The organism is Stutzerimonas stutzeri, from assembly GCF_024448935.1.
Lineage (GTDB): Bacteria > Pseudomonadota > Gammaproteobacteria > Pseudomonadales > Pseudomonadaceae > Stutzerimonas > Stutzerimonas stutzeri_AO.
In genome coordinates this window covers 1-23,106 of record NZ_JAMOIE010000083.1, presented here as the reverse complement: position 1 = coordinate 23,106, position 23,106 = coordinate 1, and the positions used below count along the sequence as shown (strand labels likewise).

The 23,106-nt window shown below is 62.9% G+C and carries 20 protein-coding genes and 2 pseudogenes; 11 read left to right on the top strand and 11 right to left on the bottom strand.

The features are described from left to right. Positions 1-40 precede the first annotated feature (40 nt). The 3 genes from NA637_RS19545 to NA637_RS19535 all read right to left on the bottom strand — a co-directional run bounded on the left by NA637_RS19545 (position 41) and on the right by NA637_RS19535 (position 3,705). Positions 41-1,750 (bottom strand): ATP-dependent DNA ligase, encoded by a 1,710-nt coding sequence (locus NA637_RS19545; protein ID WP_256074183.1) that lies wholly within the window; start codon positions 1,748-1,750, stop codon positions 41-43. 226 nt (positions 1,751-1,976) lie between these two features. Further along, a complete protein-coding gene (locus NA637_RS19540) occupies positions 1,977-2,993 on the bottom strand; it encodes a ligase-associated DNA damage response exonuclease (protein WP_256074181.1) in 1,017 nt (338 codons plus the stop codon). 157 nt (positions 2,994-3,150) lie between these two features. Then, on the bottom strand, positions 3,151-3,705 hold the full coding sequence (locus NA637_RS19535; protein ID WP_256074179.1) for a hypothetical protein: 555 nt from the start codon (positions 3,703-3,705) through the stop codon (positions 3,151-3,153). Positions 3,706-3,948: 243 nt separating this feature from the next. Here NA637_RS19535 and NA637_RS19530 point away from each other — a divergent pair, with 243 nt between their 5' ends. The 4 genes and pseudogenes from NA637_RS19530 (at position 3,949) to mdoH (ending at position 11,458) form a co-directional block, all read left to right on the top strand. Further along, a complete protein-coding gene (locus NA637_RS19530) occupies positions 3,949-4,488 on the top strand; it encodes a DUF3087 domain-containing protein (protein ID WP_256074177.1) in 540 nt (179 codons plus the stop codon). A 303-nt stretch (positions 4,489-4,791) separates the two neighbouring features. Continuing rightward, positions 4,792-7,084, top strand: a pseudogene (gene bglX / locus NA637_RS19525) (beta-glucosidase BglX). A 281-nt stretch (positions 7,085-7,365) separates the two neighbouring features. Next, positions 7,366-8,883: a glucan biosynthesis protein G gene (locus NA637_RS19520; RefSeq protein WP_256074185.1), complete on the top strand. Its 1,518-nt coding sequence runs from the start codon at positions 7,366-7,368 to the stop codon at positions 8,881-8,883. Then, entirely contained in the window at positions 8,876-11,458 is a 2,583-nt protein-coding gene (gene mdoH, locus NA637_RS19515) for a glucans biosynthesis glucosyltransferase MdoH (protein ID WP_256074175.1), read from the top strand. Before NA637_RS19520 ends, mdoH begins: the two co-directional genes overlap by 8 nt. A 53-nt stretch (positions 11,459-11,511) precedes the next feature. Here the strand turns inward: mdoH and NA637_RS19510 are convergent, their stop codons facing one another. The 6 genes from NA637_RS19510 to NA637_RS19485 all read right to left on the bottom strand — a co-directional run bounded on the left by NA637_RS19510 (position 11,512) and on the right by NA637_RS19485 (position 16,109). After that, positions 11,512-12,195 carry a c-type cytochrome gene (locus tag NA637_RS19510; protein ID WP_256074174.1) on the bottom strand — a complete coding sequence of 228 codons (684 nt, stop codon included), beginning with the start codon at positions 12,193-12,195 and terminating at the stop codon, positions 11,512-11,514. 11 nt (positions 12,196-12,206) lie between these two features. Further along, complete coding sequence (locus NA637_RS19505) at positions 12,207-13,157, bottom strand: copper resistance protein B (RefSeq protein WP_256074173.1); 951 nt, start codon at positions 13,155-13,157, stop codon at positions 12,207-12,209. Beyond that, entirely contained in the window at positions 13,147-13,497 is a 351-nt protein-coding gene (locus tag NA637_RS19500) for a hypothetical protein (RefSeq protein ID WP_256074172.1), read from the bottom strand. Before NA637_RS19500 ends, NA637_RS19505 begins: the two co-directional genes overlap by 11 nt. Then, complete coding sequence (locus NA637_RS19495) at positions 13,494-15,299, bottom strand: copper resistance system multicopper oxidase (RefSeq protein ID WP_256074171.1); 1,806 nt, start codon at positions 15,297-15,299, stop codon at positions 13,494-13,496. Before NA637_RS19495 ends, NA637_RS19500 begins: the two co-directional genes overlap by 4 nt. A gap of 80 nt (positions 15,300-15,379) precedes the next feature. Further along, positions 15,380-15,823, bottom strand: coding sequence for a DUF411 domain-containing protein (locus NA637_RS19490; RefSeq protein WP_256074162.1), 444 nt, complete (start codon positions 15,821-15,823; stop codon positions 15,380-15,382). 22 nt (positions 15,824-15,845) lie between these two features. After that, positions 15,846-16,109, bottom strand: coding sequence for a heavy-metal-associated domain-containing protein (locus NA637_RS19485; protein WP_256074160.1), 264 nt, complete (start codon positions 16,107-16,109; stop codon positions 15,846-15,848). 218 nt (positions 16,110-16,327) lie between these two features. Here NA637_RS19485 and NA637_RS19480 point away from each other — a divergent pair, with 218 nt between their 5' ends. The 3 genes from NA637_RS19480 to NA637_RS19470 all read left to right on the top strand — a co-directional run bounded on the left by NA637_RS19480 (position 16,328) and on the right by NA637_RS19470 (position 19,005). Continuing rightward, on the top strand, positions 16,328-17,011 hold the full coding sequence (locus tag NA637_RS19480) for a heavy metal response regulator transcription factor (RefSeq protein WP_046162328.1): 684 nt from the start codon (positions 16,328-16,330) through the stop codon (positions 17,009-17,011). Continuing rightward, positions 17,011-18,375: a heavy metal sensor histidine kinase gene (locus tag NA637_RS19475; protein ID WP_256074158.1), complete on the top strand. Its 1,365-nt coding sequence runs from the start codon at positions 17,011-17,013 to the stop codon at positions 18,373-18,375. Before NA637_RS19480 ends, NA637_RS19475 begins: the two co-directional genes overlap by 1 nt. A gap of 174 nt (positions 18,376-18,549) precedes the next feature. After that, the gene (locus NA637_RS19470; RefSeq protein WP_256074156.1) at positions 18,550-19,005 is read left to right on the top strand and encodes an ATPase; all 456 of its coding nucleotides are present in this window, start codon (positions 18,550-18,552) and stop codon (positions 19,003-19,005) included. Between the two features lie 23 nt (positions 19,006-19,028). On the opposite strand, the gene trhA is transcribed toward NA637_RS19470, so the two are convergent. Together trhA and NA637_RS19460 are read right to left on the bottom strand one after the other, a co-directional pair. Continuing rightward, positions 19,029-19,646, bottom strand: a complete 618-nt coding sequence (gene trhA, locus NA637_RS19465) for a PAQR family membrane homeostasis protein TrhA (protein ID WP_256074154.1) — start codon at positions 19,644-19,646, stop codon at positions 19,029-19,031. Between the two features lie 23 nt (positions 19,647-19,669). Continuing rightward, positions 19,670-20,078 (bottom strand): annotated as a pseudogene (locus NA637_RS19460) (DUF4197 domain-containing protein); the annotation flags it as partial. Positions 20,079-20,373: 295 nt separating this feature from the next. Between NA637_RS19460 and NA637_RS19455 the strand changes: the two are divergent. The 4 genes from NA637_RS19455 to NA637_RS19440 form a co-directional block, all read left to right on the top strand. Then, on the top strand, positions 20,374-20,811 hold the full coding sequence (locus tag NA637_RS19455) for a TerB family tellurite resistance protein (RefSeq protein WP_256074152.1): 438 nt from the start codon (positions 20,374-20,376) through the stop codon (positions 20,809-20,811). 261 nt (positions 20,812-21,072) lie between these two features. Next, entirely contained in the window at positions 21,073-21,225 is a 153-nt protein-coding gene (locus tag NA637_RS19450) for a hypothetical protein (protein WP_256074150.1), read from the top strand. Between the two features lie 303 nt (positions 21,226-21,528). Beyond that, positions 21,529-22,194, top strand: coding sequence for an IS607 family transposase (locus NA637_RS19445; RefSeq protein WP_256074148.1), 666 nt, complete (start codon positions 21,529-21,531; stop codon positions 22,192-22,194). Next, the coding region (locus tag NA637_RS19440) for an RNA-guided endonuclease InsQ/TnpB family protein (protein ID WP_256074146.1) at positions 22,188-23,106 on the top strand (919 nt) is incomplete at its 3' end. The genes NA637_RS19445 and NA637_RS19440, both read left to right, overlap by 7 nt.

The following is a 23,106-nucleotide window of genomic DNA, read 5'->3' as shown; positions in this document are numbered from 1 at the left end:
GCATGGGCGTCATGCTTCTGCCCGACTTCTCCAGGCGGCATCATCCGAGCAATTCCTTCAGCGTCTCCAGCGTATCGGCTTCATCCACCGGCTTGTCGAGACGCCAACGCAGCATCCGCGGGAAGCGCACGGCGATGCCGCTTTTGTGCCGGCTGCTGGCGGCGATGCCCTCAAAGCCCAGCTCGAACACCAGCGTTGGCGTCACGCTGCGCACGGGGCCGAACTTCTCCACGGTGGTTTTGCGCACGATGGCGTCGACCTTGCGCATTTCTTCGTCGGTCAGCCCGGAGTAGGCCTTGGCGAAAGGCACCAGCTTGCGCTCGGGATCGCCCGGCTCGCCGTCCCAGACGGCAAAGGTGTAGTCGGTATACAGACTGGCGCGTCGCCCGTGCCCGCGTTGGGCGTAGATCAGCACGGCATCGACGGAATACGGATCAATCTTCCATTTCCACCAGACGCCGACGTCCTTGGTCCGGCCAACGCCGTACTGCGCGGCGCGGGCCTTGATCATCATGCCCTCGACGCCGCGCTCACGGGACGCCTCGCGCTGGCGCGCCAGACCGGTCCAGTCACGGCCGGTCACCAGCGGCGACAGCATCAGCCGTGGATTGGGGCATTGCGCGACGACGGCTTCGAGCTGTTGCCGACGTTCGTGGTGCGCTCGCTGCCTCCAGTCGTCACCCTGCCATTCCAGCAGGTCGTAGGCGAGCACCACGACGGGCGCGTCCTGCAGCACTTTCGCGGTGAGGTTCTTGCGGCCGATGCGTTGTTGCAGCAGGGCGAAGGGCTGCACGCCGAAGCGCTCGGTTGTGTCGGCAGCATTGCTTTCTGGCTGCTCGAAGAGTTCAGTCGCAGGTTCCCCGGGCGCATGCTTCCAGACCAGGATCTCGCCGTCGATCACCGTGCCGTCCGGCAAGCAGCCGGCCAGTTCGCAGAGCTCCGGGAAGCGCTCGCTGACCAGTTCTTCGCCACGCGACCAGACCCAGATCTGCCCGTCGCGCTTGACCAGCTGCGCACGGATGCCGTCCCACTTCCATTCGATGAACCAGTTCTCCGGCGCACCGAGCAGCATGTCGAACTCCTCGACCGGCGCCTGCAACGAGTGGGCGAGAAAGAACGGGTAGGGCTGGCCGCCGCGCTGGGCGTGCTCATGCTCGGACTCCTCGGCGATCAGGGCACGGTAGCCTTCGGCGCTGGGGCGATGGGACAGGTCGGTGTAGCCCACCAGCCGTTGCGCGACGCGTTTGGGATCGAGCTCGCCCAGCGAGGCCAGCGCGCGGGTGACCAGCAGTTTCGACACGCCGACGCGAAAGGCGCCGGTGATCAGCTTGATGCAGACCATCAGGCTCAGCCGATCCAGCTGTGCCCATAGCGCCGGCAGGCGTTCGGTCAGCTCTTCCGGTGGCAGGCCGCGCAGCGGCAGCAGCTTGTCCTGCATCCACACGGCCAGCCCGTCCCCGGAGCTGTGTTCGGCCTCGGGCATCAACAGCGAGATGGTCTCGGCCATGTCGCCGACGGCCTGGTAGCTTTCCTCGAACAGCCATTCCGGCAAGCCCGAGGCCTGCATGGCGGTTTCGCGCAGCACGCGGGTCGGGACCAGCTGCCGCGGCCGCCCGCCGGCCAGAAAGTAGACCGCCCAGGCGGCGTCGGCCGGATCGGCACCACGAAAATAGTCGCGCATCGCGGCGAGCTTGGCGTTGCTCGAGGTGGTGGCGTCAAGGCGGCTGTAGAGGGTGGCAAAGGCTTTCATTTCGGCCCGCCTTCAGCGGCGGAGGCGGCCTCTTTGCGAGCAAGCGCGCGGCTGCAAGGGTGGTGACGAAGCTCAGTATTGATGCTCTTTGGTAGGAGCCAGCTTGCTGGCGATCCGTGACGACGCAAGGGTTCCGGTTCGTGAGCAGCCTCGCGCCTGCAAGGGTGGTTGCATCGAATCTCACGACCGATGTTCGGCGGTCGGGCAGCTAAGGCATGACTGCGGGTCATTCGGCCTCCTGGGACGTGGCGTCATCCTCGTCACCGTATTCGGTCTCGAAGGCCTGGGCATCGAGCCCGCGCATCTCGCGCAGGTAGCGCACCAGGACTGCAACGGAACCGTGGGTCACCATCACCCGTTCGGCGCCGGTCTGCTCGATGGCCCAGAGCAGGCCCGGCCAGTCGGCATGGTCGGAGAGCACGAAGCCGCGGTCGACGCCGCGCCGGCGACGGGTGCCGCGCAGCATCATCCAGCCACTGGCGAAGGCGTCGGCGTAGTCGCCGAAACGGCGCATCCAGGTGCTGCCGCCAGCGGAGGGCGGGGCGAGGATGATGGCGTGCTTCAGGCGCGGGTCACCTTTCGTCAGGTCGCCGGCATAGACGGTTGGGGGCAGATAGATGCCGCCTTCGCGGTAGACCTTGTTCAGCGGCTCGACGGCGCCGTGGACGACGATGGTGCCGATGCGCTCGTCCAGCCCGTGCAGGATGCGCTGTGCCTTGCCGAAGGCGTAGCAGAACAGCACGCTGGCGCGCCCGGCCGCCGCGTTGGCGCGCCACCAGTCGTTGATCTCGCGGAATATCTCGGCCTGGGAGGGCCATTTGTAAATCGGCAGGCCAAAGGTCGATTCGGTGATAAAGGTGTGGCAGCGCACCGGCTCGAAGGGTGCGCAAGTGCCGTCCGGCTCCACCTTGTAGTCGCCCGAGGCGACCCAGACTTCGCCCCTGTATTCCAGTCGCACCTGGGCGGAACCGAGCACATGGCCGGCGGGATGGAAGCTGAGCTTTACGCCGTGATGCTCGATGGATTCGCCGTAGCCCAGCGTCTGCAGTGGCATGTCGGCGGCGATCCGCGAGCGCAGGATGCCTTCGCTGTCGCGGGAGGCCAGGTAATGGCCCATGCCCCAGCGCGCATGGTCGCCGTGGGCGTGGGTGATGACGGCGCGTTCCACCGGCCGCCAGGGGTCGATGTAGAAATCACCAGGCGGGCAATACAGGCCTTCGCTGCGGGCAACGACAAGATCCATGAATACAGGCTCTTTGCGGGCTTGTAGGTTTGGAGCGCGGGTCGGTGTTGGGAGTTCGCCTGCAAGGTCGCGTCGGTGGGCTGAAGCCCACCCTACAGGGCCGGGAGGTCGCTTCTGGTCAGGTGGGTGGAGTAAAAGCCATCCTGCTGGGCGGGGATCAGTCCACCAACTTCAGATGAGAGGTGTCTGGTACAGGCGCATCGCTGGCGCGGCGCCGTTCGCCCATGTCGCTGCCCACCGGTGCCAGGCTGAACTGTGACAAGTCGACAGCAGGCGGCTGCACGGGGGTGCGGGCGTCCTGAAGATCGACGCCGACCGGCGCGATGCCGAAGTCCGGCGCCTCGACGTCGACGAAGGCCGCCATGTATTCGTCGCGCGGGGCGACCTTCAACGGTTGTGGCGATGCTGCAGCGGCAGAAGCCTGCGGTGCCGGGACCGGGTCTTCCGACGGTGGCGGGGCGAGCTCGATTTCCTCGACTTCAACCGGCATCGGTCGCACGTCGGCGATGGCTCCCGCGCGGGCCATGGCCTGGCGATACTTCTCGACGCTGGCATGGTCGAGGTCCTGCTTGATCACGATCCGCCGACCGGAAAACAGCACGGCGATGCGCTGGGCGTCGGCCTGGAACAGGCGAGTCAGGTTGGCCTCGACCTGCTCCAGCTTTGCGCCCGGAGCGAGTGCGCCGGAAAACGATATTTCGTAGCGGCTCATGACAGAGGCCCCTTTGGCTGCCAAGGACAGGATGCGCTGATCATAGTGCCTGGTGCTGACGCTTGAAAGTCTGCGGGTTGGTTGTGCTGCGACGTGGTTGGCATGTCGAGTCCGGCAGCCCCGATGGTGATCTTCGACGGGCGACACAAAGGCTGTCCCGTATCAGCCGCCTAAAGCTTGGCTGGGTGATAATGCAACGCCCGTCGGCATTTTCTCTCCGTCCAGCCCAAGGATCGCGCACTCATGGTGGTATTCGAAATCAAGTCGCTCAGCCCGGAAACCTACCGGCAACAGACGCGACGCAGCACGCTGGTTGTCGCCGTGACCTTTGCAGTGCTGGCGATGGGGCTGGCGACCCTGGCCGTTGCGCTGTTCGGCGAGGCGGGTGCAGATAACCTGAGGTGGAACGTGGCAGGGGTCGTGGCCGGTTTGCTGCTGACCGCCGCATTGGTGCGCTTTGTCTATCTGCAGCAGTCCTGGATGGCTTGCGCTGCTTACGGCTGGAACCTCAAACGCAGCCTGATGAGTGTCACCAATGTCATGCACCATGTCACGGCGGGCGTGGCGGCGGATGATCCCGCGGCGATCAAGCTGCTGCGCTTCTATCACCTCGGGCTGACGCAGATGCATCAGCTCGATGGCAACAGCGCCTCGCTCAGTGAAGTGACAGGGGAAATCAATCAGCATCGCGACATGATGGAAGCGCGCGGGATGGAGATCGATCAGAACCGTCTGGATGACGCCTGGCTAGCCTCCGTGAAGCGTTTCCCCGCAGCAAGATAACCCGGTCTGACGAAGGGGTCCGATCCCGTCCATGCCAGCCGCGCTTGCCGATTTGGCTGAGGGATGGCGTACCCCTGGCGGCCTGCTCAAACGGACCGCTACGGTTCCTGGCAAGACGAACGGCGTGCCCCGCACGCCTGTAATTCCGAATGCCCACAGCGGCACGCCGTAATGGCTGTGCCGCCAGTGGGTAGCGCGGGTTGTAATCCATCGCAAAACACATCCTCGGCAACGCTTAACCCGGCCGTGCCGGAATCAGATGGTTTGTCCCATTAGCCTCTCAGGCTCAGGAATCTCCGCATAATGAAACGGCTGTTCATGCTCGGCCTGCTGGCCGGTCTTTCGCTGCAATCTATCGCCGCCGAACCTCATTCCCCTTTGCTGGATGACAAGCCGGCCTTTATCGCCAGCCTTATCGAACAGATGACGCTGGAAGAGAAAATCGGCCAGTTGCGGTTGATCAGCATCGGCGGCGATATGCCGCGCGAACGCATCCTCGACGAACTGAAAGCGGGCCATATTGGCGGCACCTTCAATACCGTCACCCGCCACGACAACCGACCGATGCAACAGGCTGCCCTGCGCAGCCGGATGAAGATCCCGATCTTCTTTGCCTATGACGTGGTGCATGGTCACCGGACGATCTTTCCCATCGGCCTGGGCCTGGCCTCCAGCTGGGATCTCGACACTATTGCCAGCAGCGGCCGCGTGCAGGCCATCGAAGCCAGTGCTGACGGCCTGGACATGACTTTCGCGCCTATGGTCGACATTTCCCGCGATCCGCGCTGGGGGCGGACATCCGAAGGCTTTGGCGAAGACCCGTATCTGGTGTCGGAAATCGCGCGCACCATGGTGCAGGCCTACCAGGGCCAATCGCCAGCCGCGGCGGACAGCGTGACCGCGAGCGTCAAGCATTTCGCCCTGTACGGTGCGGTCGAGGGCGGGCGTGACTACAACGTGGTGGATATGAGCCCGATGCGCATGCATCAGGACTACCTGCCGCCTTATCGCGCTGCTATCGACGCCGGGGCGGGCGGCGTGATGGTGGCGCTCAATTCGATCAACGGCGTGCCGGCCAGCGCCAATACCTGGCTACTGCAGGATCTGCTGCGGCGCGACTGGGGCTTTGACGGCGTCGCCCTCAGCGATCACGGCGCGATCAGCGAGCTGATGCGTCATGGCGTTGCCGAGGACGGCCGCGAGGCGGCAAAGCTGGCGATCAAGGCCGGCATCGACATGAGCATGGCCGACACCTTGTATCGCAAGGAGTTGCCGGGGCTGGTGGCGTCGGGTGAGGTCGGCATCGGTGAGATCGACACGGCCGTGCGCGAGGTGCTGGGCGCCAAGTACGACATGGGCCTGTTCCATGACCCGTTCCGACGCATCGGCTCGGCCAAAGACGATCCGGCAGATGTCAACGCGCAAAGCCGTTTGCATCGCGAGGCCGCCAGAGCCGTCGCGCGCGAATCGATCGTGCTGCTGGAAAACAAGGAGCAGACCTTGCCGCTGCAAAAACGCGGAACCATCGCGCTGGTGGGACCGCTGGCCGATTCGCCGGTCGACATGATGGGTAGCTGGTCCGCTGCCGGCGTCGCCAAACAGTCGGTGACCCTGCGCCAGGGCTTGCTCGACGCACTGGGCGACAGGGCGGATCTGCATCACGCCCGCGGCGCCAATATTACCGACGATCCGCACCTGGTCGAGTACCTGAACTTTCTCAACTGGGACAACTCTGAGGTGGTGCAAGACCCCCGCTCACCGGAAACAATGGTCGCCGAAGCGGTCGCAATTGCCAAACAGGCCGACGTGATCGTTGCCGCAGTGGGTGAATCGCGCGGCATGTCCCATGAAGCGTCGAGTCGCACCAGTTTGCAGATACCGAAAACCCAACAAGCACTTTTGAAAGCGCTCAAGAAGACCGGCAAGCCGCTGGTGCTGGTGCTGATGAATGGCCGTCCGCTGGACCTCAACTGGGCGAAGGCCAACGCCGATGCGGTTGTAGAAACCTGGTTCAGTGGTACCGAAGGGGGGACATGCCATTGCAGACGTGCTCTTTGGTGATCAGAATCCCGCCGGCAAGCTGCCGATCTCCTTTCCACGTTCGGTTGGGCAGATCCCCACCCATTACAACCACCTGCGCGTCGGTCGGCCCTATGTCGAGGGCAAGCCGGGCAACTACACCTCGCAGTACTTTGAGGTACCCAATGGACCGCTTTATCCCTTCGGCTATGGCCTGAGCTATACCGACTTCGAATTGTCCGAGGTGCGCTTGTCCAGCCCTAGCATGCCGCGTGGCGGTGGCCTGGAAGCAAGCGTGACGCTGAAGAACACCGGGTCGCGTGATGGTGCGACGGTCGTGCAGTTGTACGTTCGGGATGAGGTGGCGTCGGTGATCCGTCCGGTGAAGGAGCTCAAAGGGTTTCGCAAGGTTTTCCTCAAGGCCGGCGAGAAGCGGGAGGTCCGCTTCAAGCTCGAAGAAAAGGACCTGAAATTCGTTAACGCGCAACTCGAGCGGGTTGCCGAGCCCGGCGTGTTCGAGGTGCAGATCGGGTTGGATTCGGAACGGGTCAAGCGGGGGGCGTTCACCCTTCTATAATACATCGAGCTGACCGCCGGTCGCCTGGTCTCAGCCCTTTAGCGCCGGGCGTCAGACGACTGCATGCGATGTGAAACAGTCCGCTCCAGGTAGCTGGCCGGCACACATGCGGCGTGGGATGATTTGCCGCTTTGCTTGGCTTCGCAGTGAATCGTTTGCCGCTGCGCAAGATCAACAACAGCGAACCGGGCCGCAACGCGGTCAGCAGTAATCGTGCTAGCTCAGGAGGCGATGTGTCACGTACCTATCATTTCAAATCAGCGGCTCGCTCAGGTCGGGCACTGACGTTGAGTCTGTGTTTGGGTCTGTTTGCCTGCAGTAGCTGGGCATTCAGCCTCGATGATGTCGCGGCCAAGGCGGAAAAGCTGGCGGCCGAAGGCTATGCAGCGCCGAACAGCAATCTGCCGCCGGTGTTCCGCGACATGGCGTTCGCTGACTATCAGCAGCTGCGCTTCCGAAGTGACAAGGCGCTCTGGCATGACGCGCCGACACCTTTCGACGTGCGGTTCTACCATCAGGGCATGCATTTCAATGTGCCGGTGCGAATCAACGAGATCACCGCCCAAGGCATCGAGAAGGTGCGCTATAGCCCGGACATGTTCGAGTTCGGCAACGTTGAGATCGAACCTGCTGCACTGGAAAACCTTGGGTTTGCCGGTTTCAAAGTGCTTTATCCGCTGAACGAGCCGGATAAGGCCGATGAGCTGATGACGCTGCTCGGCGCCAGCTATTTCCGGGTAATCGGCAAGGATCAGGTATACGGCCTGTCTGCACGCGGTCTGGCTATCGATACAGCGCTGCCGAGCGGAGAGGAGTTTCCACGCTTTCGCGAATTCTGGATCGAACGCCCCGAAGCTGACCGTCGCAACCTGGTGATCTATGCGCTGCTTGACTCTCCGCGCGCTACCGGTGCTTATCGGATGGTGGTCACGCCGGGCAAGGACAGCACGGTCGATGTCAAAGCGCGGGTCTATCTGCGTGAGCCGGTGGAGAAGCTGGGCATCGCTGCGCTCACCAGCATGTATCTGTTCGGCGCCAACCAGCCAAGCGAACTGCTCAACTACCGGCCGCAGCTGCACGACTCCGAGGGGCTGGCGATTCATACCGGCGCTGACGAGTGGATCTGGCGGCCGCTGAACAATCCCAAACGGCTGGCTATCAGCAGCTACGCGGTCGAGAACCCGCGCGGTTTCGGGCTGCTCCAGCGCACCCGCGACTTCGGCCGCTACGAGGATCTGGACGACCGCTACGAGCTGCGGCCCAGCGGCTGGGTCGAGCCCAAGGGCGATTGGGGCAAGGGCCGCGTGGAACTGATCGAAATTCCTACGCCTGACGAAACCAATGACAACATCGTTGCCTTCTGGGTCCCGGAGCAGCGTCCGGAGCCCGGCGAGCCGCTGGATTTCGAGTACCGCCTGCACTTCACTATGGATGAACCTGCGCTGCATGATCCGAAACTTGCCTGGGTCAGCCAGACCCGTCTGTCTGCAGGCGATGTCAAACAGTCCAACCTGATTCGCCAGCCTGACGGCAGCACCGCGCTGATCGTGGATTTCATCGGCCCCAACCTGGCCGAGCTGCCTGCAGACGCGCCGGTCAGCACGCGGGTCAGCATTGGTGACAATGCCGAGCTGGTGGAAAACAACCTGCGGCATAACCCGGTGACCGATGGCTGGCGGCTGACCTTGCGTTTGAAGGTTCGAGATCCCAAACAACCGGTTGAACTAAGGGCAGCGCTGGTGGAGGGCGAGAAGACGCTTTCCGAAACCTGGAGCTACCAGATCCCGACCAATGAATAGTCCCGTGGACCCTTCGATTACCGGGCGCTACATCAGCCAACTGCCCCTAGATGATCCGCAGCGCCAAGCCCTGATCGAGAACATGGCTCAGGGCGATGGAGCGCTGGAGGATATCCATCGGGCATTGGGCCGGGCGGTGCCGACTGCCAGCGACGGCGAGCCGAGCGGAGGCGATTTGCTGGGCTCGGTCGCCGCTCGTCTGAAACTCGGCTGGGGCGAAACCCTGGAGCGAGCCAAGGCACTCACGCGCGACCATCAGGGGCGCGTCTGCATCGAGTCGACACCGCCCATCGTGCGCACGCGCATGGTGCCGGAGCCTTGGCATACCAACGTCTTACGACTCAGCTGGTGGCGCTTGCTACGCAAGAAGAACCGCACGGTGGCAATGCCTCCGGCTCAGTCCGTCGATCGTTCGGGCTGGCGCCGGGTGGCGGCGGTCCGGCGCGCTACACTGCTGGTGCTGATGCTGCTGCAGACGGTGATTGCCACCTGGCACATGAAATCGGTGCTGCCGTATCAGGGCTGGGCGCTGGTCGATCTGCAGGAGGTGTTCCAGCAGCCGCTGCAAGAATCGGCGCGGCAGATTCTTCCGTATGTTGTGCAAACCAGCATTCTGTTGCTGTTCGCCCTGTTGTTCTGCTGGGTGTCGGTGGGTTTCTGGACGGCGCTGGTGGGCTTCTTTCAGCTGCTCAAGGGCAATGACCGCTACAACATTTCGGCGACTACCCTTGGCGACGAGCCAATCCCGCGCGAGGCGCGCACGGCGCTGGTGATGCCGATTGCCAACGAGGATGTGCCGCGTGTATTCGCCGGGCTGCGCGCGACCTTCGAGTCGCTCAGGGCAACGGGGCAAATGGAGCACTTCGATATCTTCGTGCTCAGCGACAGCAATGATCCCGATACCTGTGTCGCCGAGCAGAAGGCCTGGCTGGAGGTCTGTCGCGAAGTCGATGGCTTCGGCCATATCTTCTACCGCCGTCGCCGCCGTCGGGTGAAGCGCAAGAGTGGCAACATCGATGACTTCTGCCGGCGCTGGGGCAGCAGCTACCGCTACATGGTGGTGCTCGATGCCGACAGCGTGATGAGCGGCGATTGCCTGACCAGTCTGGTGCGGCTGATGGAGGCCAACCCCGGCGCAGGCATCATCCAGACGGCGCCGAAGGCTTCGGGCATGGATACGCTATACGCGCGCATGCAGCAGTTCGCCACACGGGTCTACGGTCCGCTGTTCACGGCCGGGCTCAATTTCTGGCAGCTGGGCGAGTCGCACTACTGGGGCCACAACGCGATCATCCGGGTCAAACCGTTCATCGAGCACTGCGCCCTGGCGCCGTTGCCCGGCAAGGGCGCTTTCGCCGGAGATATCCTTTCCCATGACTTCGTCGAAGCGGCGCTGATGCGTCGCGCGGGGTGGGAGGTGTGGATCGCCTATGACCTACCGGGCAGCTACGAGGAGTTGCCGCCCAACCTGCTTGACGAACTCAAGCGCGACCGCCGCTGGTGCCACGGCAACCTGATGAATTTCCGGCTGTTTCTGGTCAAGGGCATGCACACGGTGCACCGCTTCGTGTTCCTGACCGGGGTGATGTCTTACCTGTCTGCGCCGCTGTGGTTCGTCTTCCTGGCGTTGTCGACGGGGCTGCTGGCGATTCACACGCTGATGGTGCCGAAATATTTCCTGCAGCCGAACCAGCTGTATCCCTTGTGGCCGCAATGGCACCCGCAGGAAGCCATCGCGCTGTTCACGGCGACCTTGACGCTGCTGTTCCTGCCGAAGCTGCTCAGCGTCTTGCTGATCTGTATTAAGGGCGCTCACGAGTACGGCGGGCGCACTCGTCTGTTGTTGTCGATGCTGCTGGAGAGCCTGTTCTCGATGCTCGCCGCGCCGGTGCGCATGTTGTTCCACACGGTATTCGTCAGCGCTGCGTTTCTCGGCTGGTCGGTGCAGTGGAATTCACCGCAGCGCGCCGATAACGCGACTCCTTGGAGCGAAGCCTTGCGCCGGCACGGCCCGCAAATGCTGCTGGGCGTGCTCTGGACGGCATTGGTGGGCTGGCTCGACCCTGCCTTCCTCTGGTGGCTGGCGCCGATCGTGGTTTCGCTGATCCTGTCGGCGCCTGTATCGGTGATCACCAGCCGTACCGGTCTCGGTCTGGCGGCGTTTCGCCATAAGCTGTTCCTGATCCCGGAGGAGTTCAAGCCGCCGCAGGAGCTGGCATCGACCGACCGCTATACGCGGGAGAACCAGGCCAATGCCCTGACGAAAGGCTTTATCGCAGCCGCTGTCGATCCCATCTGCAACGCGCTGGTGTGCGGGATGGCGCGGGCGCGGCATGCCAAGGTGGTGCCGAGTGCCGAGTTGCTGCGTGAGCAGCGCATGCAGCAGATCCTCGATGCAGGACCGAACGGTGCTGCCGAAGCGGCCCGCTGGCGCTTGCTGAACGATCCGGACGGTATGGCGCAACTGCACTCGCGGGTCTGGCAGGATCAGCGCTACCAGGCGTGGCACGACGCCTACCGCCAGCCTGCCTTCGGTAAGGTAGCCTCCGGCATCGAACCAGTTGCAGCGGCCTAGGGCTAAACCGAAGGGCCTCTGCAGCGTCTGATCGAGACGCGGCGGGCAGCCGATCAATGAGCGTGATCGCTGCCGTCGGCGTGACGGTGGATTTCAGGTTTGGGCTCCATCGCCGGATGATGGTCTTCAGCCGAGCGCATGTCGCCATGGTGGTCGGCGGCAGTACCGGGTGCACCGCTGGGCATGTGAGTCTCGCCGCCACCGCCACCGCCACCGCCGTGATGATGGCCACTGCTGGCTGCCACCAGCGTTCTATATTCCATGGCCGTTAGTGCTGGCAGCTGCTCGAGCACGGCGACCAGCTCCCAGATAGAGCCGTCGTCCATGCTCTTGCCCCAGGCGGGCATGCCGGTGGCCTGGATCCCGTGTTTGATCGTCCAGAAATCCTTGGCCGGGTCGCGCCTGCGGTTGGCGTCAGTCAGATTCGGCGGCGCAGGGCTGAGATTCTCACTCAGTTCGGTCGGCCCGAACCCCGGCGCGAGATGGCAGGCGACGCACATGGCCTCGTAGTTACCGGCACCCGAGCGAATCAGTTCAGCATCGCTCAGTTCTGGCACCTCTATGGCTTCGGCGCGAACCGCGACGGAACGTTGGCGAGCCGTCTCCAATAGCGCCCGGATCGGCCCGCTATGCGGAACGTCGGCCGCGACATTGACGACTCCGAAGTAGACCACGGCGGCAGCGGCCAGAATCAAGACCAATGCAGCCAGTAGCAATGTCGTCAGGATTTTGAACATCACCCATTACCTCAGAACCAGAATCGGATGCCCGCCACCAGGCGGGCCTCGCTTGTGTCTTCACCCTCGGCCCGCTGCAGGTCGGCGCTGTTGCCGTAAGCCCGGCTCCAGCTGACGCCCACGTAAGGTGCAAACTGTCGACTGATTTCATAGCGCAGCCGGAGCCCAATGCTGGCATCGCTGAGCCCGGAGCCGATGCCACGGGATTCGTCCGTGCGACCATGCAGGTTGATCTCTGCCGTGGGCCGAAGCACCCAGCGCTGAGTCAGCAACATGTCGTATTCGGCTTTCAAGCGGAGCGCTGACTGGCCGCCCTCACCAATAAACGCCGTGGCTTCGGTTTCCAGCCCGTACAGCGGCATTCCCTGCGCGCCGAATGCAGCCCAGGTTTGCGGCGAGCCGGGTTTGAAGTCCTGGCGAACACCAGCGACGGTTTCCCACCAGGGTCCGATGGCATGGCTCCAGAGCAGCTGCAGTTCGGCTTCTCCGGTATGCCCATTGGTCCGCTCGCCTTCCGAGCGGAAGGCCAGCCGATCGATGTCGCCGCCAGCCCAGCCGCTCAGATCCCAGGCCAGCGTGCTTCCGGCATCGGCGTCCTGCCATTCCAGCTCGTCGGCGACAAACATGAAATGGCGGCTGCCCTGATGCGCGCCGTGTTCGGGCAGGTCGGGAAAGGCCGCCTCGATGTCGGCGGGGCTAAGGGTTGGGACCGGAGGGCGTGTTGCCTCTCTTGGCGGGATACCCGTTGGCGGGGGATGCGGCATTGCATGCCCTGACTGATCCATCGCTCGATGGTCGATCATGCCCTGGTCCGGCTGCATGGGGTCCTGACCATGCTGTTCAGCGCGCACGGGGCCAGCCGATGAGTGACCGGCATGGCCCGAGTGGTTCATCGCGTCCTGCGCCTGGCTGGTGGCGGCAGTCAGGCAGAGCGCGCCGAAAAGCGCGAGTTTAATCGTCATGCCGGGGGCTCTTTTCGTCGCTCCCTTGGGCTGGCTGCGGGCGCTCGCCCATGCTGCCCTGGTCCATCTGCCCGGACCCCATGTGCTGCTCATGCATCTGCATCATCTGGTCGTGATCCATGCCCTCTTGGCCCATCCCCATCCCCTCATGGGGCATCATTCCGCCTTGTTGCGTCTGCGGGTGGCCGGCCTTGGGAGCGGATTGCTGCGGCGGGGCTCCTTCCGGATGGTGGCCGTCGTGCTCGGTCTGCGCCTGCAGCGCAGTAAAGGGCAAGGCCGTGAAAAAGCCGAAAGCAATCAGCGAGTTGCGGTTTAAAAAGCTCATGATGTTCTCCTTCATTCTTCGACCCGGACTTCGCGGAACATCCCGAGGTCCATGTGCATCAGCAGGTGGCAGTGATAGGCCCAGCGCCCCAGTGCGTCAGCCGTGACGCGATAGCTGCGTCTGGAGCCGGGTGGCATGTCGATGGTGTGCTTGCGCAGCTTGAAGTTGCCGTGCTCGTCCTCCAGGTCGCTCCACATTCCATGCAGGTGAATGGGGTGGTGCATCATGGAGTCGTTGACCAGCACGAAGCGCACCCGCTCGTCGTAGCTGAGACGGATCGGCTCGGATTTGGCGTACGGAATGCCGTCAAATGACCAGGCGAAGCGCTCCATGTGGCCGGTCAGGTGCAGCTCGATGGTGCGTGTCGGCTCGCGACCGTCCGGGTCGGGAAAGGTGCTGCGCAGGTCGGCGTAGGTCAGTACCCGGCGGCCGTTGTCGCGCAGGCCGATACCCGGATCATCCAGCTTTGGCACTGGCATCATCGTCTGCATGTCGACCAGCGGATTGCCGTTCTCGCTGGCAGGGTGCGTCTGCATCTGATTGCTGGCCATGGCGCTGCCACCATGGCCCATAGCCGAATGATCCATGCCGCCGATGCTCGACGGCTGCATCTGGCTGTGGTCCATCTGGCCCTGGGGTGGAGCTTCGTGCTGCATGGACGGCTGGGCCGCAGGCGCGCCGTGGTCGCCATGGCCCATGTCTTCCATGCTCAGCTCGGGACGCGCATCGAGCTCGGGCACCGGCGCGCTCAGACCCTGGCGAACGGCCAGCGTGCCGCGAGCGTAGCCGCTGCGATCCATCGACTGGGCGAAAAGCGTGTAGGCCGGCTGGCTGCCGTCCGGCGAGACGATGACGTCGACCGTTTCGGCCACCGCCAGGCGCAGTTCGTCGACCTCGACCGGCTCGACATGCTGGCCGTCCACCGCCACCACGGTGAGCTTCAGGCCAGGAATGCGAAAGTCGAAATAGGTCATCGCCGAGCCGTTGATCAGGCGCAGGCGAACCCGCTCGCCCGGCTCGAAAACGCCGGTCCAGTTGTCGTCCGGTGCTTGTCCGTTGAGCAAGTAGGTGTAGGTTTCGCCGCTGATGTCGGCGAGATCGGTGGGCGTCATCTTCATCTTCGCCCAGGCCCAGCGATTACTCATCGTCTCGCGCCAGCCCTGGTCCGCCACATCATCGATAAAGTCGCCCAAAGTCCGCCGGCCACGGTTGTAGTAGTCGGACTGCTTTTTCAGCTTGTCGAGTACGCGCGCCGGGCCTTCATCGGTCCAGTCGCTGAGCATCACCACGTAGTCGCGCGCATATTCGAAGGGTTCGGGCTCGAGCGGATCGATAACCAGTGGTCCGTAGACTCCAAGCTGTTCTTGGAAGGCCGAATGGCTGTGGTACCAGTAGGTGCCGCTCTGTTTGACGCGAAACCGGTACTCGTACATGCCGTTCGGCGCGATGCCGGCGAAGCTGAAGCCCGGCACGCCATCCATGTTGGCGGGCAGCAGGATGCCGTGCCAGTGGATCGAGGTGTCCTGCGGCAGGCGGTTACGCACCCGTAGCGTCACGGTGTCGCCTTCGCGCCAGCGCAGCAGCGGGCCCGGGATGCTCCCGTTGATGGCCATGGCAGTGCGTTCGCGGCCGCTGAAGTTCACGTCGAGCGAGTCGATGGTCAGGTCGAATTCGGTGCCCGCCAATATACCCTGGTCGTTCGACTGGCCGGGGCGTGCCACCGCCCATACGGGCTGGCGCCAAACCCCCAGCCCGGCGACAACGCCTCCGGCGGCCAGGCTTTTGACGAAGGTGCGGCGCGAGGATGTACTGCGCATGGAGATCCTGTTTGGTCAGCTCTGAGTGCAAATACGCCCGCCAATGCTGAGGCAGGCAAGCGAAGCGGTTCCGGCCAGATTCACTCTGCCGGGTAGTTTGCCAGGACCAGGTCAGTGCCCTCGGCGGTCAGGCCGATGACCTGATAGGCCTGGGCCGGCTGGCCATAATCCATGCCGGGCGAGCCAGCTGGCATGCCGGGCGCAGCGACACCAAGCAGGTCATCGCGCTGCTGCAGCTCACGGATCTGTGCGACGGGCACGTGACCTTCAACGAATTTGCCGTCGATCACGCCGGTGTGGCACGAGCCTAGCCGCGGGGCGACGCCCAGGCGCTGCTTGACGGCCGACATGTTGCTTTCTACGTGGTCGCGGACTTCGTAGCCATTGTCCTGCAGGTACTTGACCCAGTCCTTGCAGCAACCGCAGTTGGCGTCCCGGTGCACGTCGATCACATCGGCGGCATGGGCGCTGCCGGCCATTAACAGAGCGGCAATGATCGCCAGTTTGGGTTTGATGAAACGCATGACAGCTCTCCTGAACGAAAAATCAACGACAACCGCAGCCGCTGCCACAGCCTGTCTTGGGTGCGACGTCGGGGGTGGTCTGGCTCGCGAGCTGAGTGGGATAGCCGGCCTCGTCCAGCGCGGCAATCATCGCAGCATTGTCGGCGTCCCCGTCGACACGTACCCGTCCGCTTTGCAGATCGACCTCGACAGCATTGACTCCGCTAACGGTGTTCAATGCTTGAGTGACGTGTCGAACGCAGGCGCCGCACGTCATGCCTTGAACCTGGAGCTGGGTGAAATTCATGAGAAACCCTCCGTTGATGCCGGTCAGTCCGGCTGGGCTTGATCGTCAACCTTGCCATAATGGCAAGGTCAAGGTGCTACAACGAACGCTTTGTCTGGATACCAACATAGCCTGACGCGGCTTTCTGTAAGCTGAGCGGAAGATTACATTTCTGTCAGCTTGTGGTTCGTCAGCGGTGATACCGGCAGACTTGGGCGATGGAAAAGAGGACGAGCCGAATGAAGCTTCTGGTCGCTGAAGACGAACCGAAAACCGGGACCTATCTGCAACAGGGCCTCAGCGAGGCAGGATTCTCCGTGGACCGTGTCACCAGCGGCACCGACGCCTTGCAGCATGTGCTGAGCACGCCCTACGACCTGTTGATCCTGGACGTGATGATGCCGGGGCTGGACGGGTGGGAAGTGCTGCGTATGGTCCGTGCGGCAGGGCAGGAGGTGCCGGTGTTGTTTCTCACCGCGCGTGATCGCGTAGAGGACCGGGTCAAGGGGCTGGAACTGGGCGCTGATGACTACCTGATCAAACCCTTCGCCTTTTCCGAACTGCTGGCGCGGGTCCGCACGTTGCTGCGCAGGGGCAGTGCGGCTGCCTTGCAGACCCAGCTGAGCATTGCCGATCTGGAGGTGGATCTGCTCAAGCGCCGCGCTATCCGTGCCGGTCAGCGCATTGACCTGACCGCCAAGGAGTTCGCCCTGCTGGAGCTGCTGCTGCGTCGGCGCGGCGAAGTACTCCCCAAATCGCTGATCGCGTCGCAGGTCTGGGACATGAATTTCGACAGCGACACCAACGTCATCGAGGTGGCGATTCGCAGGCTTCGCGCCAAGATCGACGATGGTTTCGAGCCCAAGCTCATCCACACCGCGCGAGGCATGGGCTATATGCTCGACGAGCCGGACCCAAGCTGATGAAGCAGCTGTCGCTAACCGCCAGGCTGAGCCTGATGTTCATGTTGGCGGTCACCGGCGTACTCGGCGCGGCGGGCTTCTTCTTCTATCAGCTGAGTCAGCACCATTTCGACGAACTGGACCGGCACACGCTGGAAGACAAGCTCCGGGCCGGCCGCGAGCTGCTGAAAGGCATCGATGACCTGGCCCAATTCGACGCGCGGCGCCCGCAGCTGCAGGCCTTGCTCGGCGGCCATAGTGATCTGGTGGTAAGGATTGTCGACGCCAAGGACAGGTTGCTGTTCGCCGCGAGCAGTGCCACTGATTCGGCTAAAACGCAGGCGCACGGCTCCGTCGACGGCGAGGTGCAGCGTGAAACCCGGGTATGGCGCCGCCAAGCCGGTGTGGTCGAGGTGGCGGGGAAGCCGCTGAGCATCGAGTTGGCGCTCGATATCACCACACACAAGGTGTTCTTGCGCACCCTTGCGGGTTGGCTTTGTGGGGCGCTGGCGCTCTGTGGGCTGCTCAGTGGCGTGCTCGGCTGGTTGTTGGCGCGCAGCGGCCTGAAGCCGTTACGCGAGGTCACCCTGGTGGCGGCATCGGTGTCGGCGAAGTCGCTGACCGAGCGCATTCCTACCGAATCCACACCGGCCGAACTGCAGCAACTGGTGGTGGCCTTCAATGCGATGCTGGCGCGGTTGGAAGATGCCTTCGTGCGGCTGTCGAACTTCTCCGCCGACATCGCCCATGAGTTGCGCACGCCGCTGTCCAATCTGATGACGCACACCGAGGTGGTGCTGACCCGTGCACGCAGCCGCGAGGATTATCAGGAGAACCTCTACTCGAACCTGGAAGAACTGCGGCGCATGGCGCGGATGATCGACGACATGTTGTTCCTGGCGAAAGCCGATAATGGGTTGGTCGTTCCCGAACGGCAGTCGATCGAGCTGCATGGGCTGTGCGAGACGTTGCTGGATTTCTACCAGCTGACCGCCGACGAGCGCGGTATCCGCTTCGTGCTGTCGGGCGATGCGCGCATCCAGGGGGATCCCTCCATGCTGCGTCGTGCGCTGTCGAACCTGCTGTCCAATGCGTTGCGCTATACGCCCGACAGCGGCACGATCCGGCTGGATATCGTGGCGACCGACCAGGGTGTGGCGTTGAGCATCGGCAATCCCGGTGCGAGCATCCCGAAACAGCACTTGCCGCGACTGTTCGATCGTTTCTATCGCGTCGACCCGGCGCGGCGTGAGGGCAACCCGAACAACGCCGGACTGGGCCTGGCCATCACCCGCTCGATCATCGAAGCGCACCATGGCGAGATCCATTGCCGCAGCCGCGACGGCTGGACGTCGTTCGACATCCTGTTCCACCCCCGCGCCTGATCATGGCCGGTCGCGTTCGCTGGCTTTGGAACACTTTGTTAACGATGAACACGCCGGTGACCGATACCCTGCACTGGCCAACCCGGGCTGCACGTGTTTGCATCGGACTACCGCTTTACCTGCAAACTTGCCGGCTATCCTGCTCGGCAAACAGATGCGGCGGATGGAGGTGCCATGAACATCGAACGATGCGAAGAGCTGATCGACTGGACCAGTCAGGCCCATACCCGACTGTCCACCTGCATGACCGAGGGCGCAGAGGACCGCAGCGACTCGCTGGCCAAGATGCTGCTGGTCTATCTCGCGCAGCACGAGCAAGAGTTGACCCGTACGATTGCTCGGATCAAGGAACACGCCGACCCGCGCGCCCTCCAAGCCCGGCTGCCCGAGGCGCTAGAGGGCGAGATGCTTGGGCTGGACCTCGACAGTGAGGCCTATGCACAGATGGGCGTCGACGATCTCTCACGAGAAGTATTCGCCATTCACAACCGGATCATCAATCTGTATCGCTCGCTGGAAAAACGGCCTGGACTGGGCAAGGCGAGCGAGCTGCTCGGCGAGATGCTCCAGCTCGAGGAGCACGAGACCATGCGGCTGGCGCAACAGGTCAATCGCATGCACGAACTGTGATCGACACGCTCAGCTGAACGGGGTCAGACCACATAGCGCAGGATGGCCACGAAATGCAGCAGGCTGCCGCCGATGACAAACAGGTGCCAGATGCCGTGCCAGTGGCGGAAGCGCTGATCGTAGGCAAAGAAGACGATGCCCACCGTATAGAGCACGCCGCCGGCCACCAGCCAGCTGAAGCCGGCGGTGCCGAGCGCGGCGAGCAGTGGTTTGACCGCCACCAGCACAATCCAGCCCATGACCGCGTAGATGACGATCGACAGCACCCGCGCTTCCGACCGCGGTTTGATCTCCTGCAGCATGCCGATGACCGCCAGTGACCAGACGATCCCGAACAGCCACCAGCCCCAGCTGCCGCGCAGGGTGACCAGGCAGAAGGGTGTGTAACTGCCGGCGATCAACAGATAGATCGACAGGTGATCGAGCTTTTGCATCACCGCTTTGGCGCGGCCACGAACGCTGTGATAAAGCGTGGAGGTGCTGTACAGCAACACCAGGGTGAAACCGTAGATGGCGACGCTGACGATTTTCGCCAGGTCTCCATCCAGGGCCGCCAGGACCAGCAAGCAGACCGTTCCGATGAGCGCCAGCACACCACCGGTCAGGTGCGTCCAGGCGTTGAATCTTTCTCCGTGATACATCGTGTGCAGCCTTGAAAACGTTTCTTGTTCAGGCATTGCGTTGCCCAGTCGTGGCCACCGGCAAGGACGGCCTTGGCGTCGGCTACGCTCATCTTCTTCACCGCCTCCAGCAATAGCGCCTGAGCTTGCGGTACGGCCGCCTCGGCGGCCTTGTTCATGCCGGTTTCCAACTGTTCGACCTGGGCGCCCATGCGCATCATTTTCAGCATGCGCGAAGCCCTGCCGGTGGTGCCCGGCAGCTCGATGCGCAGCTCTGGCTCATTACTGAAACCGCCTGGTCGCCCGAGCTATTGTATTGCACCGCGACTTGGGTGCCCTGACTGAGCGCGTCTTTGAGTCCTTGCTGGCATCGCCCTGGCTGAGCTCGGATAGCGAAAGGGCGTAAGCGTCAGCGGATAGCAGCAGACCGACGGTAAGCGTAGTGGTGCGCACATGGGGAATCCTCTGTGATGATGCAGTGGGCAGGCTGCAGAACTTGGCGCGCCCGATGCGGTGTGCCAAACGGTGGCGGCAGCTTGTACCGACCATTTCCGTGACGCAAGCCTGGGTAGGGATCGGCCGGTATTGATCGTGACTGCGCTGAGGTGATGCACGACGCGCATTCGATTGCGGTCACGGTGGCATGATGTCGGTCTTGCTGATCTACGACTTCTGCAATGGCGACCAGACATTGCCGCGGGAACCGCCAAGCCCGCGTTAACGCAACTCCTGCAAGAGGGGATGAACCATGCTGAAAACACTCAAGGCGCTGTTCGATCGCAGCGAGGACAATAATTATACGCTGCCGGGCATTGAGGTGGCCGCGGCGGCGCTGCTGATCGAAGTCGGCCGTGCGGACTATGAAAGCGAGCCAGAGGAACAGAAAGCCATCATCGAAGCTATCCGCCAGAGCTCGGGGCTGGACGATACCGAACTCGCATCCCTGGTCGCCGCCGCTCAGGAATCGGCCGAGCGATCGACATCGCTGTATGAATTCACATCGTTGATCAATGCGCACTATTCGATGGCAGATAGAGTCGTGCTGATCGAGGCACTGTGGCGCGTCGCCGCCGCCGATGGTGACATCCACAAATACGAAGACCACCTGATCCGCCGTATCGCCGAGCTGCTGTATGTCCCGCATTCGGAATTCATTCGCACCAAGCTGAAGGTGCTCGGCAGCTGAGCGCTTGCTCGGGGCTTGGTGAAAGCTCATCGCGGCCTGTTCGCGCAGTGCGCGGGTCATTCCGGTGATGAGCCTGTTCCGTACATACGGCTGCGCCGTCGGGCCCATAGTGGAAACGCCGCCAGCGCGGCCGGACTCGTACCCGGTCGAGTTCTGTTCGATGGTCGAGCGTGCAACCAGCGCCTGATCCTCATTCAGCAAGCCGGCGCCACGGTTGCACAGGCGTAGGCTTGAAGCGTTCGCGCTGGAGCTTTCCAGCTCATGGCCGATGGTGTTGCCGCGCAACAGCATCCGGCGCTGAGGCGGGCGCTGAAATTCTTCAATTTCAATATCGGTCTGGTGCCGCTGATACTCACGCTCGGGATGTTGCTGCTGTGGTTCTGGCGCAGGCGTCGATCAGCAAGAGCGCGGTGAGCTGGCTGGCCCGGCGGTTTGCTTGTGTGGCGTGGTGAGCGCCCCGAGCTCCAGTCGGGCCGACGCTGACGCGCCGGCGAACGCCAGAAACGTACTTGTCATGGCCACTGCGGTATATTTGGCGCTGGCGTTGATTCTAAGAAGATCACGCCTGTCCGTTGATCCCCGAGCGGGAATAATAAGAATCGAGTTGGAGAAGTAGGATGGCTGAGCGCGAAACCGGAACCGTCAAGTGGTTCAACGATGCCAAGGGCTTTAACAGTTCATTTGAAATCTATATGAAGCTATTCTAATCTCTCCAATATGGAAAGATTCGTAGGTATAGGTGAGACCGCGCGGGCGCTGGGGGTTTCGATTACGACACTGCGGCGCTGGGAAGCGGCGGGCAAGCTGGAGGCCGAGCACACGGCGGGCGGCCATCGCCGCTACGACTTGGCGAAGCTGCGCCCGGAGATGTTCCGCACCGAGGACGAGGCGAATCGACGCACCATCGCCTACGCCCGCGTATCCAGCCACGATCAGAAGGACGATCTGGAGCGGCAGAAGCAAGTGCTTGAACTTTATTGCGCCCGCCAAGGCTGGACGTTCGAGGTCATCGCCGATCTCGGCTCCGGCATGAACTACCACAAGAAAGGCTTGAAGCGCTTGCTGGATGCCATTGTGGACGGTCAGATCGGGCGGTTGGTGATTACGCACAAAGACAGGCTGCTACGCTTCGGCGCGGAGCTTGTCTTTGCGATCTGTGAGGCCAAGAACGTCGAAGTGGTGATTCTCAATCAGGGTTCGCGAAGCGACGCCAGCCCTGCGCAGCAGGGTCAAGATGCGGACACGACGTTTGAAGAAGACCTGGCGGAGGATGTGCTGGAAATCATCACGGTCTTTTCCGCCCGGCTGTACGGCAGCCGCTCACGCAAGAACCAGAAACTGCTCGATGGCGTGAAGCAAGCCGTGGAGTCCTCGCAATGCTGATCGCCCACCGTATCGCGCTCAAACCCAACAACGTACAGGCGACGTACTTTGCCCGCGCGGCCGGTACGGCGCGCTTTGCCTATAACTGGGCACTGGCCGAATGGCAGCGCCAGTACGAAGCCTGGAAGCTCGACAACAGTCTGCCGAAGCCTTCGCAGATGGCGCTGCGCCGCCAGCTCAACGCGCTCAAGCGCGAGCAGTTTCCATGGATGCTGGAAGTGACCAAGAACGCGCCGCAGATGGCGATCATCCAACTGGGCGAGGCGTTCAAAAACTTCTTCGCGGGTCGCGCCCGCTATCCGAAGTTTCACAAGAAGGGCGTGCACGACCGCTTCACCCTCACCAACGATCAGTTCAGCGTCGCAGGCTCGCGCATCCGCATCCCGAATCTGGGTTGGGTGCGGATACGTGAGTCGTTGCGCTTTGCTGGCAAGATCCTGTCGGCCACGATCTCCCGTGTGGCTGATAGGTGGTTTGTCAGCCTCACCGTGGACACCGAAGATGATTCACACCTGCCCAAAGCCGAAAACCAAGGCGCGGTCGGCGTGGATTTGGGTGTTTCGGCACTGGCAACGCTCTCGACGGGGGAGCCGCCTGTTCCGGGACCGAAGGCACACAAAGCGTTGCTGAAACGCTTGCAGCGCTTGTCCCGGAGCTTGAGCCGCAAGCAGAAGGGCTCGGCCAATCGTCGCAAGGCCAAGGTCAAACTGGCGCGTCTGCACGCCCGGATAAGCAACATCCGGCAGGACGCCATGCACAAGCTCACAACCGATCTGACGCGGCGATTCCACACCATCGGCATCGAAGACCTGAACGTGCGCGGTATGGTGCAGAACCGGCACCTGTCGCGCGCCGTGTCCGACATGGGCTTCTTCGAGTTCCGGCGGCAGTTGGCGTACAAGGCCGCGATGC

Bases quoted from the DNA above. Each gene is read 5' to 3' on its own strand.
- trhA (WP_256074154.1), bottom strand. From the start codon at position 19,646: ATGTATCACGGAGAAAGATTCAACGCCTGGACGCACCTGACCGGTGGT.
- NA637_RS19540 (WP_256074181.1), bottom strand. From the start codon at position 2,993: ATGGATCTTGTCGTTGCCCGCAGCGAAGGCCTGTATTGCCCGCCTGGT.
- NA637_RS19535 (WP_256074179.1), bottom strand. From the start codon at position 3,705: ATGAGCCGCTACGAAATATCGTTTTCCGGCGCACTCGCTCCGGGCGCA.
- NA637_RS19545 (WP_256074183.1), bottom strand. From the start codon at position 1,750: ATGAAAGCCTTTGCCACCCTCTACAGCCGCCTTGACGCCACCACCTCG.
- NA637_RS19450 (WP_256074150.1), top strand. From the start codon at position 21,073: ATGGCCGATGGTGTTGCCGCGCAACAGCATCCGGCGCTGAGGCGGGCG.
- NA637_RS19500 (WP_256074172.1), bottom strand. From the start codon at position 13,497: ATGAAGGAGAACATCATGAGCTTTTTAAACCGCAACTCGCTGATTGCT.
- NA637_RS19530 (WP_256074177.1), top strand. From the start codon at position 3,949: ATGGTGGTATTCGAAATCAAGTCGCTCAGCCCGGAAACCTACCGGCAA.
- NA637_RS19480 (WP_046162328.1), top strand. From the start codon at position 16,328: ATGAAGCTTCTGGTCGCTGAAGACGAACCGAAAACCGGGACCTATCTG.
- NA637_RS19495 (WP_256074171.1), bottom strand. From the start codon at position 15,299: ATGCGCAGTACATCCTCGCGCCGCACCTTCGTCAAAAGCCTGGCCGCC.
- NA637_RS19455 (WP_256074152.1), top strand. From the start codon at position 20,374: ATGCTGAAAACACTCAAGGCGCTGTTCGATCGCAGCGAGGACAATAAT.
- mdoH (WP_256074175.1), top strand. From the start codon at position 8,876: ATGAATAGTCCCGTGGACCCTTCGATTACCGGGCGCTACATCAGCCAA.
- NA637_RS19485 (WP_256074160.1), bottom strand. From the start codon at position 16,109: ATGAATTTCACCCAGCTCCAGGTTCAAGGCATGACGTGCGGCGCCTGC.
- NA637_RS19490 (WP_256074162.1), bottom strand. From the start codon at position 15,823: ATGCGTTTCATCAAACCCAAACTGGCGATCATTGCCGCTCTGTTAATG.
- NA637_RS19510 (WP_256074174.1), bottom strand. From the start codon at position 12,195: ATGTTCAAAATCCTGACGACATTGCTACTGGCTGCATTGGTCTTGATT.
- NA637_RS19475 (WP_256074158.1), top strand. From the start codon at position 17,011: ATGAAGCAGCTGTCGCTAACCGCCAGGCTGAGCCTGATGTTCATGTTG.
- NA637_RS19470 (WP_256074156.1), top strand. From the start codon at position 18,550: ATGAACATCGAACGATGCGAAGAGCTGATCGACTGGACCAGTCAGGCC.
- NA637_RS19445 (WP_256074148.1), top strand. From the start codon at position 21,529: ATGGAAAGATTCGTAGGTATAGGTGAGACCGCGCGGGCGCTGGGGGTT.
- NA637_RS19505 (WP_256074173.1), bottom strand. From the start codon at position 13,157: ATGACGATTAAACTCGCGCTTTTCGGCGCGCTCTGCCTGACTGCCGCC.